Below are 16,939 nucleotides of genomic sequence, written 5' to 3'. Positions count from 1 at the left end.
TTTTTATTTTAAAACTGAAGTTTCATCGTTTCTATACGTTCTTACTTTTTCTAAAAAAAGATTTGCATCTGCAATATATTTTTTAGCAAATTCTTCAGTGGGAGCAGCATTTTTTATTTGATAAATTAAATCTGAAAAAGATGTTTCTAACTCTATTTTTTTAGAAGTAATAAAATAGGTGTCAAAATTAGCAATAATACCTGCATGCGTATTTGTTTTTTGGTCTTCTGCCATTAAAGATGCTTTTGCAGAGTTAACAATTGATTGATATGCGTAGTAAATTGAACCAGAATATACTTTGTTATTATAGGCTACTTTTGCGCTATCAATTTTTTCTTCACTTTCAAAAAATAAGGTTGCAATTAAATCGATTACAACACCAGCACATTCTCCAATTCCTATTTCCTTCACATACTTTTCTTCTTCTCCCCAATCAATAAAATCATCTTGAGTTAAATTGGAAACATCTTGTAAATCGTTTAATAAATTATAAAAATATTTTTCACCTTTTTCCTTATAATAATTTACAAATTCATTTCCGTTTGCATTTGCTTCAAAATCATCTAAAACTCTACGTAACGCTTCTGGACCTCTTTTACTTGGTACTTTTACAACTTTATCAGCAAAAACTCCGTTTCCGTTTCCTAAATTCCCTCCACCTAATAAAACTTGTAATGCTGGTGCTACTAATTTATCTGGTGTTCTTACTGTCATTCCCTGAAAACCAATGTTTGCCATGTTGTGTTGCCCACAAGCATTCATACAACCACTAATTTTAATAATAAGATCTTTGTTTTTTAAATACTGAGGATATTCCGCAGCAATTACTTTTTCTAATTCTACGGCAATTCCTGTACTACTTGCAATACCTAAATTACAGGTATCTGTTCCTGGACACGCAGTAATATCAACCGCTTTATTATAACCTGCTTCTACAAATCCTAATTTTTCTAATTCTTGATAGAAATAAGGCACTAATTCTTCTTTTACAAAAGGAATTACAATGTTCTGACGTAAGGTTAAACGAACTTCTCCTGCAGCATATGTATCAACTAAATCTGCTAATAAACGTGCTTTATCTGTATAAAAATCTCCTAATAAAACTTTAATTCCAATTGCTACAAAACCTGCTTGTTTTTGCGGAATTAAGTTGGTAGATTTCCATAAATCGAATGCAGCTTGGTCTTTTATTTCAACTTTTGGGGTTTCTACAGAAACTGGTGTAGACGCAACATAAGAATCTACATCAATAGCAACCGTTTTAAATTCGATTGCTTTTTGTTCTTGAGCAATTAAATCTCTAAAAGCCTCTAAACCGATATCTTTTAATAAGAATTTCATCCGTGCTTTAGCTCTACTTTTACGCTCACCATAACGATCAAAAACTCTTAAAACACCTTCCATTACTGGAATTATTTTATCTGAAGACAAAAATTCATATAAAGTTTCTGCATGTCTTGGCTGAGAACCTAAACCTCCTGCAACCATTACTTTAAAACCTCTTACTCCGTTTTCTATTTTGGCGATAAAACCTAAATCGTGTAAATAAGACAATCCTGTATCTTCATCAGTAGAAGAAAAAGAAACTTTGAATTTACGTCCCATTTCTTGACAAATTGGGTTACGTAAAAAGAACTTGTACAATGCATCTGCATACGGAGAAACATCAAAAGGCTCATCTACATCTATTCCTGCAGTTTCTGATGCTGTTACATTTCTAACAACGTTACCACAAGCTTCACGCAATGTTACATCATCACGCTCTAACTCTGCCCATAATTCTGGCGTTCTATTTAAATCTACATAATGAATTTGAATATCTTGACGTGTAGTAATATGTAATCTTCCTCTAGAATATTCATCTGAAACTTCAGAAATTCTTCTTAATTGATTACTCTTTACTTTTCCGTAAGGTAATTTAATACGAATCATTTGAACGCCTGCTTGACGCTGACCATAAACACCTCTTGCTAAACGTAAACTTCTAAATTTTTCTTCATCTATTTGTAGATTATTGAATGCAGCAATTTTATCTGCTAACTCAATAATATCTTTTTCTACAACTGGATTTTCTATTTCTGTTCTAAAACTCTGCATAATCTTTCTTTTTATTATCGGATAAAACCGACACCAACTGTATTGTTTGTTTTTGGGTTGATTAAAATAAACGACCCATTCGATTTATTTTTATTAAAAGCATCTACCGATAATGGTTTGCTTAATTTTAATTGAATATCTCCAATTTGATTTAATTCTAATTCAGACGGATTATCAGTCTTACCCGAAAAATCTGTTTTAATAATACTAGATAATTGAGTGATTTTTGCTTGCGCATCATTTACACCATGTTTTATATAATATTTCTGTGAAGCTTGTAAAGGCTCTTTATCCATCCAACAAATAGTTGCATTTAATTCTTTGGTAATTGTTGGTTCTTCTGCAACTTTTACCAACATATCTCCTCTACTTACATTTACATTATCTTCTAAAGTAATTGTTACTGAACTTCCGTTTTTAGCTTTTGCAAATTCTTTATCGAAAAAATGAATGCTTTTTATTTTTGATTTTGTTTGCGATGGTAACACAGCAACCTCATCTCCAATTTCAAAATCTCCTCCGTAAATTTTACCTGCATAACCTCTAAAATCATGATACTCATCTGTTTTTGGCCTGATAACAGTTTGCACAGGAAAACGTACTTGAGAAACTTCATTAATATCATCTGCATCTAATCTTTCTAAATGATGCATTAATGTTTCTCCGTTATACCAAGGTGTATTTTCAGATTTATTGACAACATTATCTCCTTGTAAAGCTGATAATGGAATAAATGTTAAATTCTGATTTTTATACTCACTTTTACTTGCTAAATACTCTATTTCTCCTTTAATTTGATTGTATTTTTCTTCGGAAAAATCTACCAAATCCATTTTATTGATGGCAATTACAACGTCTTTAATTCGTAGTAAATTATTGATGAAAAAGTGTCTGTAAGTTTGTTCTACAACTCCATTTCTAGCATCAATTAAAACAATAGAAGCTTGTGCTGTAGAAGCACCCGTTACCATGTTTCTTGTATATTCTATATGACCAGGAGTATCAGCTATAATGAAACTCTTTTTTCTTGTTGAAAAATAAATATGCGCAACATCAATTGTAATTCCTTGTTCACGCTCTGCTACCAAACCATCTGTTGCTAAAGAAAAATCTAAATAATCAAAACCACGTTGTCTACTTTTTTCTTCTATTGCTTCTAGCTTATCATCAGTCAATGATTTTGTATCATATAAAATACGACCAATTAAGGTGCTTTTACCATCATCTACACTTCCTGCTGTTGCTATTTTTAGTACTTTCATTTTTATGAGCTGTTCGCTATTGGCCGTTGGCTTTTAGCTTAATTTGTATTCTTTTTTAATTTTTCGCTAAAGGCTATAAACCAAAAGCTAAAAGCATTTTTTCTAAAAATACCCTTGTTGTTTTCTTTTTTCCATTGCCGCTTCAGAACGCTTATCATCTATTCTTGCACCTCTTTCTGAAATAGATGAATCTCTAATTTCCTCCACAACCTTTGCTATATCTACTGCTTCAGATAAAACTGCCGCCGTACAACTCATATCACCCACAGTTCTAAAACGCACCATTCTTTCTTCTACCTTTTCTTCTTCATCTCTATACACAACTGCATCGTCTGCAGACCAGATCATACCATCTCTTACAAATGTTTTTCTTGTATGTGCAAAATAAATAGATGGAATTTCAATATTTTCTTGTTCTATGTAAGACCAAACGTCTAATTCTGTCCAGTTAGAAATTGGAAAAACACGTACATTTTGACCTAAATCAATTTTTCCGTTTAACATATCAAATACTTCTGGACGTTGGTTTTTTTCGTCCCATTGACCAAAATCGTCTCTTACAGAAAAGATTCTTTCTTTAGCTCTTGCTTTTTCTTCATCTCTTCTTGCTCCACCAATACATGCATCAAATCCAAATTCTTCTATAGCATCTAAAAGTGTTTCTGTTTGCAACATATTTCTACTCGCATATCTGCCAGTTTCCTCTTTTACACGTCCAGAATCTATATTATCTTGTACGTTTCTTACAATTAACTTAACACCTAATTCTTTTGCTAAACGATCTCTAAACTCTATAGTTTCAGGAAAATTATGACCTGTATCTATATGCATTAAAGGGAAAGGAATTTTTGCCGGAAAAAAAGCTTTTTGCGCCAAACGCACTAATGTTATACTGTCTTTTCCTCCTGAAAAAAGTAACACAGGTTTTTCAAACTGCGCTACTACTTCTCTAAAAATATAAATTGCTTCACTTTCTAAAGCATCTACTTGTATCGTTCTTTGATTCATAATCATGTCTTTTAGATATGCAAACCACATTCTCTATTACTTTCTACTTTTGTTGGATCGAAATATGCAAACTCATTTGGCAACCCTTTTTCGTCTAAATAAGTATCTAATTCTTCATCTGTCCAATTATAAAATGGACTTACTTTTATAATTCCGTCTTTACTTAATGAGACAATATCGATGCTATCTCTAAAAGCTGTTTGCCCTTTTCTTAAATTTGTAAACCAAACATCTGGTTGGTGCTCTTTCATGGCTCTAGAAAATGGCTCTAGCTTTACTTGCTCTGTAAAAACCTTATGTTTTGGGCTTTCAATTGAAGGAACTCCCAATACTACATTTCTATGAGCAGCAGTTTGTTTTGGCACATATAACTGGATGTTTAAATTCAGTTTTTCAATAATCTCTTCTGCGTGCTTGTAGGTTTCATTTGTATTATAACCTGTGTCGCACCAAATTACTTTTATGTTTTTTTTCACTTCTGAAACTGCATTTAAAATTGCTACTTCATAAGGTCTAAAGTTAGTTGTTATCACTGCATTTTTTGCAAATGAAACCGCCCAAGCAATAATTTCTGCAGGGCTTTTATCTCTTAATTCTTTATTTATTTCTCCTAAATTCATCTTCTTTATTTTCCCCATTTTATTTTGTTCCATATTCTTTCATGAAAAAAATACAATACTAATTTTGTTATAAAATCTATAGACGCAATTGATGCTGCTAACTTTATTTGACCCGTTAAAACATAAGACACAACTAAAGTATCTATAGTTCCTATAAGCCTCCAGCTGAAAGCTTTTGCAACACTACGTAAAGGTTTTTCAGAAACTTTATCTTCTTCAAAACCTCTACTTTGTGTTTTTCTACTAAAAATGACTTGGTTTAAAATCATGGTTAAATAATTCAATTTTACACTACCCTATTAATTTAGTAGGATAAGCAAACTTACTTCAAAAAAAAATACTACATACTATAAAAAATAAATAAAACACTATTGCCCTATAGATTTAGTAGATTAATAATAAAAAGAATTAATTATTAAGAATATGAGAAAGAAAACTAGAAATAATTTGAAGGATACTATTAAAAACTAAAAATTAACATTTACATAAGTCTGCTAAAGTGGTATTTCTAAAAATTTGGAGTGTACTATCTCTTACTTCTAGCATTAAATTATGAACTGCGCATGCATTTTCATCAGGGCAATCATCACATTTTTCATAGAAGTTAAGACTTACACAAGGTACCATAGAAATTGGTCCTTCTAAAATTCTCATAACAGTTGTCATTTGTATTTCTGAAGAAGACTTCAATAAATAATAACCTCCACCTTTTCCTTTTTTAGAACCTAAGATTCCGTTTTTACGAAGTGTTAGTAATATTGTTTCTAAAAATTTCAACGATATATTTTCACTTTTAGAAATAGTTGCAATTGCAACAGGAATCTTCTCTTCTTGTTTTGCAAGAAAAGTAAGTGCCTTAATTCCGTATTTGGTTTTTTTAGAAAGCATAAAACAAAATTACGGAATTTTAAATTAGTTTAACCGTTTAAAGCCTGTTCTAAATCAGCAATAATATCTTCAACATTTTCTAAACCAACAGAAACTCTTACCAAACCTTTAGTAATACCAACCTCTAATCTATCTTCTTCAGACAATCTTCCGTGGGTTGTAGATGACGGATGCGTAACAATTGTTCTTGTATCTCCTAAGTTTGCAGATAATGAACACATTTTTATGTTGTCTAGAAAAACTCTTCCTGCTTCAATTCCTCCTTTAATTTCAAAAGCGACTATGTTTCCACCTAATTTCATCTGATTTTTGGCAACTTCATACTGTGGATGCGATTTTAAAAACGGGTACTTTACCAATTCAACATTTTCTTGCGTTTCTAAAAACTGAGCAACTTTTAATGCATTTTCTGAGTGTTTTTCTACTCTAATTGATAATGTTTCTAAACTTTTAGACAAAACCCAAGCATTAAAAGGAGACATTGCAGGACCGGTATTTCTTGAAAATAAATAGATTTCTCGCATTAATTCTTTATTCCCAACTGTAACGCCACCTAAAACACGTCCTTGACCGTCAATTAATTTTGTTGCAGAATGTACAACTAAATCTGCACCAAATTTAATTGGTTGCTGAATATAAGGTGTTGCAAAACAATTATCAACAATAAAAATAAGGTTATGCTTCTTAGCAATCTTACCAATTACTTCTAAATCTAAAATATCTACAGCCGGATTTGTAGGTGTTTCAATGTATAAAATCTTTGTATTGGGTTGAATTAAACTTTCAACCAAATCGACTTCATTTACCTTAAAATATGATGTTTCAATATTCCATTTTGGTAAAAACTTAGTAAGCATACTGTGTGTAGATCCAAAAACTGAACGACAAGAAACCACATGATCTCCAGCATTTAATAAGGCAGCAAATGTTGAAAATATTGCCGACATTCCAGTTGCAAAAGCATAACCAGCTTCTGCTCCTTCCATAGCAACAATTTTATCTACAAACTCTGTTGTATTTGGGTTTGTAAATCGGCTATATAAATTACGTTGTTTTTCTTCTGCGAAGGAAGCTCGCATTTCTTCCGCATCATCAAAAACAAAACTAGATGTTAAATATAATGGTGTTGAATGCTCAGAAAACTGACTTCTTTCTGTTTGAGTTCTTATTGCTTTTGTTTCAAAATGTTTTTTCATATTATGTTGTTTAGAATCAAGACCGCTAACGCTTTTAGAACCAAGAACAAGGACTAAAACACATCATTCTCCTCTTTTATCTTGTTTCTTTTATCTTGTTTCTTTTATCTTGTTTCTTGTTTCTTTTATATTTTTCAATCAGTTTTATTATTGACTGAATTACTTCCAACTGAAAACAGCCTACTATTTTAGTTGTTATGTTTTGCCAGTCTTAAAATGTCTCCAAAAACGCCTCTTGCTGTTACTTTAGAACCTGCTCCTGCTCCCTGAATAACAATAGGTTGTTCTCCGTAAGATTCTGTATAAATTTCAAAAATAGCATCCGATCCTTTTAAAGATCCCAAAGGAGAATTTTTACAAACCGACACCAATTTTACGTCTAAATTTCCTTTATTTTGTGATAAATCTCCACTTAATTCACCAATATAACGCAAAACATGATTTTCTTCTTGGTTTTCTTTTAATTCCTGATATTCATCATTCATTAAGTCTAAATTAGATAGAAAATCTCCAACCTCGCCTTCTCTTAAATTTTCTGGAATTAAATTCTGAATATTAACATCTTTGAATTCGTTTTCTAACTCTAATTCTCTTGCCAAAATCAGTAATTTTCTTGCAACATCATTTCCACCTAGATCTTCTCTTGCATCTGGCTCTGTATATCCGCTATCAATTGCTTCTTTTAAAACCTTAGAAAAACTTCTATTTTCTGCTGAAAAAGTATTGAATAAATAACTTAAACTTCCAGAGAAAACACCTCTAATTTTAGTGATATTCTCTCCAGATTCGTGTAATAAACGAATCGTATCAATTAATGGTAAACCAGCACCAACATTAGTTTCATACAAATATTGCTTTTGGTATTCTTTTAATTTTGCTCTTACTTCTTTGTAAAAATCAAAAGACAAGGTATTTGCAATTTTATTACAAGAAACTAAATCGAAACCTGCTTCTATAAACTGAATATAATTACCCACAAAAGGCACACTTGCTGTATTATCTACCGCAATTAAGTTTTCGAAATGATGCGATTTAGCAAACTCAATAATATCTTCAATTGAAGTATTTTCTTGTCCGTTTGTTAGTAAATCTTGCTCCCAGTTTTTAGAAACTCCATTTTCATTTAACAAAGTTCTTTTAGAATCTGCAACAGCAAAAACGTTTAACTGTATTTTTCTTCGCTCTAAAACTGAAGCTGTATTCTCTAAAATTTGATCAATTAAAGTTCCTCCAACGGTTCCTTTACCAAAAATGGCAATGTTTATTTTCTTTGCAATTCCAAAAACTTGACCATGAATTACATTTACAGCTTTATGAAGTTCATCTTTCTTAACAACTAAACTCACATTTTTACCTGTAACTGTATTGTTAAATAAAACAGGTACAATTTGATTTTTTATCAATGCGTTATAAGGCAAATGAAATTCGCTTAAATCTTGACCAATAATAGAAATAACAGCTACATTTTCTATAATAGAAATCTGATTTACATCTTGCGAGTAAAAATCGTTTTCAAATGCTGCTTCTAATGCTAAAACTGCTTCTGAAGCTCTATTTGAATCAATTATTAAACCAATTCCTCTTTCTGAAGAACCTTGAGAAACAATACTTACGCTAATATTTTTATCGCTTAATGCTCTAAAAATACGTGCATCTACTCCAACTTTTCCTAACAAACCTCTTCCTTCAAAATTTAAAAGAGAAACGTTGTCAATTGTTGAAATCGATTTTATTCCTTTTTCAGAAGTCTCAGATGTAATTAAAGTCCCTTTATCTTCTTTATTAAACGTATTTAATATTCTTAAATTGATGTTTTTCTCTAAAAGCGGAATAATGGTTTTTGCATGTAAAATGGTGGCACCAAAATTTGCTAATTCATTAGCTTCAGAAAACGATAATTTTTCTATTTTCTTTGCATCAGCTACCAAATCTGGATTTGCTGTAAAAATTCCACTTACATGTGTATAATTCTGCAACTCATCTGCGTCTAAATAATTTGCTAAAAGTGCTGCTGTGTAATTACTTCCGTTTCTTCCTAAAGTTGTTGTTTCTCCTTTTTTATTTGATGAAATAAAACCAGCAACAACATTAACTGTATTACTATTTTCTTTAAAAAATGAAATTACATTTTCTGAAGAAATTGCATTAATTGGCTGTGCATTTCCAAAATTATCATCTGTAATAATTAATTCTCTTGCATCCACAGCATTAGCCGAAACACCTTCTTTTTGCAATAAACTTGTTACCATCTTAGTTGATAGTAACTCGCCTTGCGCTAAAACTTCATCTTTAATTTTAGTGCTATAATCTCCTAATAATGAAACGCCTTCAAAAATGGTTTCCAACGTTTTAAACTCCTTGGATAAATCTACTTTACTATTAGGTTCTTGTTGATATTCTTTAAATTTTTTAAATTTCTTTTTATAGGTTATTTTCGATTTTGCTTTCTCTAAAATAGCTTCTAATAAATCTGTTGTATTACCTCTTGCTGAAGCTACAACTGTTACTTTTTCTCCGTTTTGATGCTTATTAAGGATAATTTCAATAGCATTTTTAAGTCCTTTTCCGTTTGCTAAAGACTTTCCTCCAAACTTTAATACTTTCATTTTTTTTGGTCTATAATCTTTATTGAAAATAGGTTCTATTATTTTTTGAAGCTGATCATATTCTATTAAGAAAGCATCATGTCCATGCAACGAATTTATTTCATTGTAGGTTACATTTTCTTTTGTTAATGCTAATTTTTTATGCGTTTCTCTATTTTCTTCCGCAGTAAAAAATAGATCAGAATCCACACCAATAATGTGAATATTAGCTTCAATTTCATCTAAAATATCAATCTTTTTCTCTCCATTCTTTGTAACATCAATACTTCTAAGTAACTGATTCATCAATTTATACGAAGACAACTGATAACGTTCCTGTAATTTTTCTCCATGATGTAACAACCAACTTTCTACATTAAAAAGTTGTTGACTTTCATTTTTAGATCTCTTAAAACGGTCTTTAAAAGATTCTGGAGTTCTATAACATAACATTGCATGCATGCGTGCATCATGAACAGGATTGCTAGAATTTACTAAAAATTGTTCTTGAATTTGACAATTTGCAATTAACCAATCGGTCGATTTCCAATCGGTTGCAATTGGCAAAAAGTGTTGGGTTAATTTTGTGTTTATCACCATCATTTCCCAAGCAATTCCGCCGCCTAACGAACCTCCAATTAATGCAAATAATTGTGTTATTTTTAGCTGATTTAATCCTTCTAAGAAAACTCTCGCAATATCTCTGGCAATAAAATCTTTGTAGTTTTCAATTAAAAAACCATCAAAACCATTTCCTGGAATATTGAAAGATAAAATTGTATAAACAGCTGTGTCTATGGCTTTTTCTTCCCCAACAACATCTTGCCACCAACCATTTTCTCCAGCAACATCACTGTTTCCTGTTAAAGCATGATTTACTAAAATAACGGGTGCTGTACCTAAACTTTTCCCAAAAACCTGGTAACTTAAATTCAATTCAGAAATTAAAGCACCAGATTCTGTGGTGAAGTTTTTTATTTTGATATGTTCTAATAAATGTTTCAATTATTTGATAAATTAAAGTTATTTGTCTGTTCGAGCGCAGTCGAGAAGTCATAAGTTACAAAAGGTAAAAAGACCTTTCGACTGCGCTCAAGGAGACACTAATATTATAATTCTGAAAAAGCAGCTGTTAAATCAGTTTTTAAATCCTCTAAATCTTCAATACCAACAGACAATCTTATTAAATCTTGAGAAACACCTGCACTTGCTTGTGCTGCTTCATCTAACTGCTGATGCGTTGTACTTGCTGGATGAATAATTAATGATTTTGTATCACCAATGTTTGCCAATAAAGAGAATACTTTTGTTTTATTAGAAATAGTTTTTGCCGCTTCAAAACCACCTTTTGCTCCAAAAGTTACAATTCCGCTTTGCCCTTTTGGTAAATATTTATTTGCTAAAGATTTGTATTTACTACTTTCTAAACCAGGATAATTAACCCATTCAACTGCATCTTGCTGCTCTAACCATTTTGCCAATGCTAAAGCGTTTTCTGAATGCTGCTTTATTCTAACCGTTAATGTTTCTAAACCTTGAATAATATTAAAGGCATTTGTTGGACTTAATGCACCACCAAAATCACGTAATCCTTCTAAAATTAATTTAAAAACAAAAGACGCTGCGCCTAAAGTTTCGTAATATTTTAAACCATGGTAACCTGCTGAAGGTTCAGTAAACTCAGGGAATTTACCATTTGCCCAGTTAAAAGTTCCTGCATCTATAATTGCGCCTCCTAAAGAAGTTCCTTGTCCGCCAATATATTTTGTTAAAGAATGAATTACTAAATCGGCTCCATGTTTTATTGGATTTAACAATGCTGGTGTTGCCACGGTATTGTCAACAATAAAAGGAACTTCAGCAATTTTAGCGTGTTTAGATATCTCTTCTAAATCTAATACATCTAACTTCGGATTTCCTAAAGATTCTACAAAAAATGCTCTTGTATTATCTTGAACAGCAGCTTCAAAATTAGCTGGATTAGAGGCATCTACAAACGTTGTTGTAATTCCGAATCTTGGTAAGGTAACACTTAATAAATTGTAAGTTCCGCCGTATAAACTACTTGAAGCCACAATGTGATCTCCCGATTTTAAAAGCGTTAACAATCCTGTAGAAATTGCAGCAGTTCCAGAAGCAAAAACAACGGCTCCAATACCACCTTCAACCGCAGCTAAACGATCTTGTAAAATTTGATTTGTAGGATTATTTAAACGTGTATAAATAAACCCTAATTCTTTTAATGAAAAAAGATTTGCAGCATGATCTGCATCATTAAAAACATACGATGATGTTTGGTAAATTGGAACTGCTCTTGCACTTCCGTTTGTAGTTACATCATGTCCTGCGTGCAACGCGTTAGTTGCTAATTTTTGAGTACTCATTTTTCTATTTTTTGAGTTAATTTAGATTCCTGTTTTTACAGGAATGACATTTTCAAAAGAAACAAAATATAAAATATTTTGAACCAATTTGAGATTAAACCAAAAGTCAAAACACATCTATTTTAGATGTAGCTTACTAGAAAAATGTTATAAAGAATTATACAGATACACGGAAGTGTATTTGTTTTTGGGTTATCTATCCAATTTCTGATAAATGAATCTGAAATTAAGTAGAATTTAGCACCTTCATTTCCTCACGAAAAGGGTTGCTAAGGTTTCACAGGGTCTAATCCCTCCACCTTTCTTGATAACATTTCAATAAGTTATTGAACTTTGTGAATGCAAATATATGTTCAGAAAAATTTAATATCCAAGTAAAAAAGTATTTATTTTAAAACATTTAACAAATAAGCAGATTACTGCACCTTTTTTTTTGACATTCATAATTATTTGTGAAAATTTAAAATATTTTAGATTATTGACTTACCTTTGCCTCAGAATTGGAGGAAAAATTTGAACTGATTGCAACCTCAATAAAAAAATGCTAAAGCAGTAATTTTCTACTTCTTTAAGCGACCAAGCAATCCAAATTTATTTCTCAAATAAAAATATTAAAGAAGATTTATTATGTCATATTTATTTACCTCAGAAAGTGTTTCTGAAGGTCACCCAGATAAAGTTGCAGATCAAATTAGTGATGCACTAATCGATAATTTTTTAGCTTTTGATGCAACTTCAAAAGTTGCTTGTGAAACATTAGTAACAACTGGTCAAGTTGTTTTGGCTGGTGAAGTTAAGTCTAAAACCTACTTAGACGTTCAGCAAATTGCTAGAGATGTAATCAATAAAATTGGTTACACAAAAAGCGAATATATGTTCGACGGAAATTCTTGTGGAGTTTTCTCTGCAATACACGAACAATCTCCAGATATTAACCAAGGAGTTGACAGAGCAAACCCAGAAGAACAAGGAGCTGGAGACCAAGGAATGATGTTTGGTTATGCAACTGCTGAAACTGAAAACTACATGCCTTTGGCATTAGAATTATCGCACAGATTATTAATTGAGCTTGCTGAACTTAGAAGAGAGAATAACGATATTACGTATTTACGTCCAGATGCAAAATCTCAAGTAACTATTGAGTATTCTGACGATAATGTTCCGCAAAGAATTGATGCAATTGTAATTTCTACACAACATGATGATTTTGATTCATCTGACGATGTTATGTTAGCAAAAATTAAAAAGGATATTGTTGAAATTTTAATTCCTAGAGTTGTTGCAAAGTTACCAGCACATATTCAAACGTTATTTACAGACAATATTACCTATCATATTAATCCAACTGGTGTTTTTGTAATTGGTGGTCCTCACGGAGATACTGGTTTAACAGGACGTAAAATTATTGTTGATACTTATGGAGGAAAAGGTGCACACGGTGGTGGAGCTTTCTCTGGAAAAGACCCTTCAAAAGTTGATAGATCAGGCGCTTACGCAACAAGACATATTGCTAAAAATTTAGTTGCCGCAGGTTTATGTAAAGAAGTTTTAGTACAAGTTTCGTATGCTATTGGTGTTGCAAAACCAACAAGTATTAACGTTGAAACTTACGGAACTGCAACTATAGATAAAACAGATGGAGAGATTAGTAAAATAGTAGAAACTATTTTTGATATGCGACCTTATTTTATTGAAAAACGTTTAAAATTAAGAACACCAATTTATTCTGAAACTGCTGCTTACGGACACATGGGAAGAACTCCAGAAGTAAAGACAGTAACGTTTTCTAACCCAATGGGAGAAACAGTTTCTCAAGAAGTAGAAACTTTTACTTGGGAAAAATTAGATTATGTACCTCAAGTTAAACAAGCATTTAGTTTGTAATTATTACAACTTGTAAATATTAAAAAAAGCACAACAATTGTTGTGCTTTTTTTGTTTTAAACAAGGTTTTCCTCCTTGATTTTTTAATTTTAAAAACCTAACTTCGCTAACTCCTGATATATCGAATTAAAACTCGGCATATCATTTAAGTTAGCGAAACATCTCAAAAACAGCAAAATAAAAAAGCCTCGTAAATTTAAATTTACGAGGCTTTTTTATTATTCAATTTATATATTTTGTTACAATTGATATCTAACTCTAAAACTTATAAACCTTGGTAAAATAAATCTTTCGTTAATACTAAAAGAAAGAATACTTTGGTTTACAGAAGTTTGAGATCCGGTTCCTAATAGATTATTACCTACTATTTCATATTCCCATTTAGCATCTTTGTCTTTTCTGTATGCTAATTTAGCATTCCAAATATCAAAAGTATTTGTACTAGCTCCGTTTTGCCTAACATCTGTAAAAGAATAATCTGAAGTTAAGGTTACAGAATTCCAGATATAAGCATCAAAATTTATTGATGGCGCATGTGTAACACTTTTAATGGTTCCTTCTCTAGAACTATTTTCTTGGTCAGAAAAAGAAACTCTATAGTTTAAACTTACATTTGGCGCTTCTCTAAAATTTGTACCAATTCTAGTATTTAATCCTGTGTTATAAATCTTACTTACATTCTCTAAAGAGTTTATAAACTGATACGATTTATTATAAGAGAAGTTTCCTCCTACTCTAAATTGTAGCTTTCTAATAGACTTACTAGCTGAGAAGAAAGAACTTATACTTTCATTACTAAAAGGTGAGTTTATAGTTGTACTACTTGACACTACTGAACCTGGTTCAAAAATAGTATTACTATTAACTTGATCGGCTGTTTTTCTATAATTTACTCTTGCAAAAACAGAGCTGTTATTAAACAAGTTAAAGCTTCTGTAGAATAATGATAGGTTATGAAAGCTTGAGTTTACCAAATCTGCATTACCAGCAAAATAAGAATTATAGTTATTAGCAACAATACCTCTTGCAATTTGATTTACATCTGTAAAATTAATTTCTTTCTTATAACTTAAGGTTAAGCTTTCACTTTTCTTAAACTGCGTTACCATTTCAAACTCTGGAAGCAAACTAACAAATTCGTCTTGGAAATACTCGTTTCCAAATTGTGTATTTTCCGAACTGTAAGAATGCAACGTAAATCCAGGTGTAAATGTGAAGATACCTGATTTTAAACGGTATCTTAAACCTGCATAAATATCCGTGAAATTATATTCAGTATCATTGGTAGTAATAGGATTGTCTATTCCATCAATTGTTGGATCTGGAGTAAATTCTGTTCCGTTATCTAACGTTTGAAAAAATCTAGAATTAAAGTTTTGAGTACTTAAAATTGTACCTGCAACAACATTTAAATTACTTTTATCATTTAAAATATAATAGTAATCTAACTTTGCGTCTAATTGGTTCGATTTAACACGTCTTTCTTGATTTAAATCATAAAACAAATTAGTTCTATCTAAACCTAAACTTTCTGCTGCGTCATCAAAACCATCATTATTTGCATCGTCATTATTGTTTGGATCATTTTCTAGTGAAGCTGCATAAAAAGGATCTTCATCTTGCAAAAGGTGCTTCACCTCTAAAGCAAATATATTTTTTTCACTTGCTGTATAAAAATAACTAAAGTCTTGATTGATTGTAAAAGGAGTTGCATCTTCTTTTTCTGCAATATCACTTAATACAAAAGAGTTTACATCTTCCGTTTTATACTCGTTTGTAAAACGTCCAGAAATATTATAATTTAATTGATTGTTAGCGTTTTTCTTGTAACCAGCACTTAATTTAAACACCCCTGAATTACTTGTTTGGTTTGTTGAGTTATCAACTGTATCGTCTGGCGTATCTGGATCAAGATAATCTATTGTGTTAATATTTCTTTGCCCATTACTATTACCAGACCAAATTAAAAATCCACTTAAATCTAACTTTGAATTTGGAGAATAGCTGAAATTTAATGCAGCTAATTTTGTTTCAATTCTATTTGCATTTCTTGCGCTTGCGTTTAAAAAACCGATTCCGGCATCAGAAATATCAATATTTGTTCCGTTTGAAGGACTTTGGCTTCTAAAATTATTTCCAAAGCTTCTTAAGGTTCTTCTATCTAATACAACTTCTCCAAGATTATTAACATCTCCAATAACATTTAACGTGTATTTTGGCGTGTAATAGAATAATTTCGGTTGAAAAAGGTACAAACCTTCATCTGGCGCAGAACCACCACCTGCTAAAACATCTCCAAACCAAAAGTTCTTTTTTCCTTCTTTTAGTTTAATATTAATAGCAACTCTATCTTGGTTATTTTGTACGCCACTTAACTGATTTACATTACTGTAATTTCTTAAAACCTGAATTTTATCAACCGCATTAGAAGGTATGTTTTTACTTGCCAATTTTGTATCTCCGCTAAAAAATTCTTTACCGTCAACCATTATTTTTTCAACAACCTTACCTTCTACTTCTATTTCACCGGCATCATTAACTTCTACGCCTGGCAACTTTTCTAAAACATCTTCTAACTTACGTTCGCTTCCGTTTTTAAAAGAATCTGCATTGTAAACAATTGTATCTCCTTTTATAGTTACAGGCATTTTATAGGTAATATTTACTTCTTCTAAAGAGTTATCTTCTTTTAAAGTAACGTTTTTAGTCAGTTTTTCTTCTTTTACATCTACATCAAACTCCGCAGTTATAAAACCTACGTAACTTATTTTAATAGCAAAAGCTGTATTTTTAGATAATGATAATTTATAACGCCCACTTGCATCTGTAAAACCGTATGATTGCATTTTGTTAGTCGACTTGTTTAATGCTAAAACATTAGACATTTCTAAAGGATTACCAATACTATCTTTTACTACACCAGTAAGTGTAATTTGTGCATTAGCAGTTCCTATAACCATAAAAATGGCTACGAGTAGTAATTTTTTCATGTGTGTAAATTTGCTTGATATTTAT

General features: G+C 31.2%; 11 protein-coding genes and 1 riboswitch. Of the genes, 1 reads left to right on the top strand and 10 read right to left on the bottom strand.

Going from position 1 to position 16,939, the window contains the following annotated elements; translation table 11 throughout:
- Positions 1–3 precede the first annotated feature (3 nt).
- From LPB136_RS13170 to LPB136_RS13130, 9 genes are all read right to left on the bottom strand, one after another.
- On the bottom strand, positions 4–2,097 hold the full coding sequence (locus LPB136_RS13170) for a HEPN domain-containing protein (protein ID WP_072556779.1): 2,094 nt from the start codon (positions 2,095–2,097) through the stop codon (positions 4–6).
- Positions 2,098–2,111: 14 nt separating this feature from the next.
- The gene (locus tag LPB136_RS13165; protein WP_072556778.1) at positions 2,112–3,359 is read right to left on the bottom strand and encodes a sulfate adenylyltransferase subunit 1; all 1,248 of its coding nucleotides are present in this window, start codon (positions 3,357–3,359) and stop codon (positions 2,112–2,114) included.
- A gap of 102 nt (positions 3,360–3,461) precedes the next feature.
- Complete coding sequence (cysD, locus tag LPB136_RS13160) at positions 3,462–4,367, bottom strand: sulfate adenylyltransferase subunit CysD (RefSeq protein WP_204218341.1); 906 nt, start codon at positions 4,365–4,367, stop codon at positions 3,462–3,464.
- Between the two features lie 11 nt (positions 4,368–4,378).
- Complete coding sequence (locus LPB136_RS13155) at positions 4,379–4,987, bottom strand: phosphoadenosine phosphosulfate reductase domain-containing protein (protein ID WP_072556997.1); 609 nt, start codon at positions 4,985–4,987, stop codon at positions 4,379–4,381.
- A 5-nt stretch (positions 4,988–4,992) separates the two neighbouring features.
- On the bottom strand, positions 4,993–5,256 hold the full coding sequence (locus LPB136_RS13150; RefSeq protein ID WP_072556776.1) for a DUF2061 domain-containing protein: 264 nt from the start codon (positions 5,254–5,256) through the stop codon (positions 4,993–4,995).
- A 205-nt stretch (positions 5,257–5,461) separates the two neighbouring features.
- A complete protein-coding gene (locus LPB136_RS13145) occupies positions 5,462–5,875 on the bottom strand; it encodes an RrF2 family transcriptional regulator (RefSeq protein WP_072556775.1) in 414 nt (137 codons plus the stop codon).
- Between the two features lie 29 nt (positions 5,876–5,904).
- Positions 5,905–7,071 (bottom strand): O-succinylhomoserine sulfhydrylase, encoded by a 1,167-nt coding sequence (locus LPB136_RS13140; RefSeq protein WP_072556774.1) that lies wholly within the window; start codon positions 7,069–7,071, stop codon positions 5,905–5,907.
- 188 nt (positions 7,072–7,259) lie between these two features.
- Complete coding sequence (gene thrA / locus LPB136_RS13135) at positions 7,260–10,661, bottom strand: bifunctional aspartate kinase/homoserine dehydrogenase I (protein WP_072556773.1); 3,402 nt, start codon at positions 10,659–10,661, stop codon at positions 7,260–7,262.
- 104 nt (positions 10,662–10,765) lie between these two features.
- Complete coding sequence (locus LPB136_RS13130; protein WP_072556772.1) at positions 10,766–12,040, bottom strand: O-acetylhomoserine aminocarboxypropyltransferase/cysteine synthase family protein; 1,275 nt, start codon at positions 12,038–12,040, stop codon at positions 10,766–10,768.
- 189 nt (positions 12,041–12,229) lie between these two features.
- Positions 12,230–12,354, bottom strand: a riboswitch (SAM riboswitch).
- 313 nt (positions 12,355–12,667) lie between these two features.
- On the opposite strand from LPB136_RS13130, the gene metK reads away from it, so the two are divergent.
- The gene (metK, locus tag LPB136_RS13125; protein WP_072556771.1) at positions 12,668–13,924 is read left to right on the top strand and encodes a methionine adenosyltransferase; all 1,257 of its coding nucleotides are present in this window, start codon (positions 12,668–12,670) and stop codon (positions 13,922–13,924) included.
- A 239-nt stretch (positions 13,925–14,163) separates the two neighbouring features.
- On the opposite strand, the gene LPB136_RS13120 is transcribed toward metK, so the two are convergent.
- Entirely contained in the window at positions 14,164–16,914 is a 2,751-nt protein-coding gene (locus LPB136_RS13120) for a carboxypeptidase-like regulatory domain-containing protein (RefSeq protein WP_072556770.1), read from the bottom strand.
- Positions 16,915–16,939: the final 25 nt, after the last annotated feature.

Source organism: Tenacibaculum todarodis, assembly GCF_001889045.1.
Taxonomy (GTDB): Bacteria; Bacteroidota; Bacteroidia; order Flavobacteriales; family Flavobacteriaceae; genus Polaribacter; species Polaribacter todarodis.
The sequence above is the reverse complement of the archived record's forward strand: the minus strand, read 5'-3'. Positions and strand labels throughout refer to the sequence as shown.

Excerpts from the sequence above, each read along its gene's own strand:
- LPB136_RS13165 (WP_072556778.1), bottom strand. The coding sequence starts at position 3,359 with ATGAAAGTACTAAAAATAGCAACAGCAGGAAGTGTAGATGATGGTAAA.
- LPB136_RS13140 (WP_072556774.1), bottom strand. The coding sequence starts at position 7,071 with ATGAAAAAACATTTTGAAACAAAAGCAATAAGAACTCAAACAGAAAGA.
- LPB136_RS13145 (WP_072556775.1), bottom strand. The coding sequence starts at position 5,875 with ATGCTTTCTAAAAAAACCAAATACGGAATTAAGGCACTTACTTTTCTT.
- LPB136_RS13130 (WP_072556772.1), bottom strand. The coding sequence starts at position 12,040 with ATGAGTACTCAAAAATTAGCAACTAACGCGTTGCACGCAGGACATGAT.
- LPB136_RS13150 (WP_072556776.1), bottom strand. The coding sequence starts at position 5,256 with ATGATTTTAAACCAAGTCATTTTTAGTAGAAAAACACAAAGTAGAGGT.
- cysD (WP_204218341.1), bottom strand. The coding sequence starts at position 4,367 with ATGAATCAAAGAACGATACAAGTAGATGCTTTAGAAAGTGAAGCAATT.
- LPB136_RS13120 (WP_072556770.1), bottom strand. The coding sequence starts at position 16,914 with ATGAAAAAATTACTACTCGTAGCCATTTTTATGGTTATAGGAACTGCT.
- LPB136_RS13155 (WP_072556997.1), bottom strand. The coding sequence starts at position 4,987 with ATGAATTTAGGAGAAATAAATAAAGAATTAAGAGATAAAAGCCCTGCA.
- LPB136_RS13170 (WP_072556779.1), bottom strand. The coding sequence starts at position 2,097 with ATGCAGAGTTTTAGAACAGAAATAGAAAATCCAGTTGTAGAAAAAGAT.
- metK (WP_072556771.1), top strand. The coding sequence starts at position 12,668 with ATGTCATATTTATTTACCTCAGAAAGTGTTTCTGAAGGTCACCCAGAT.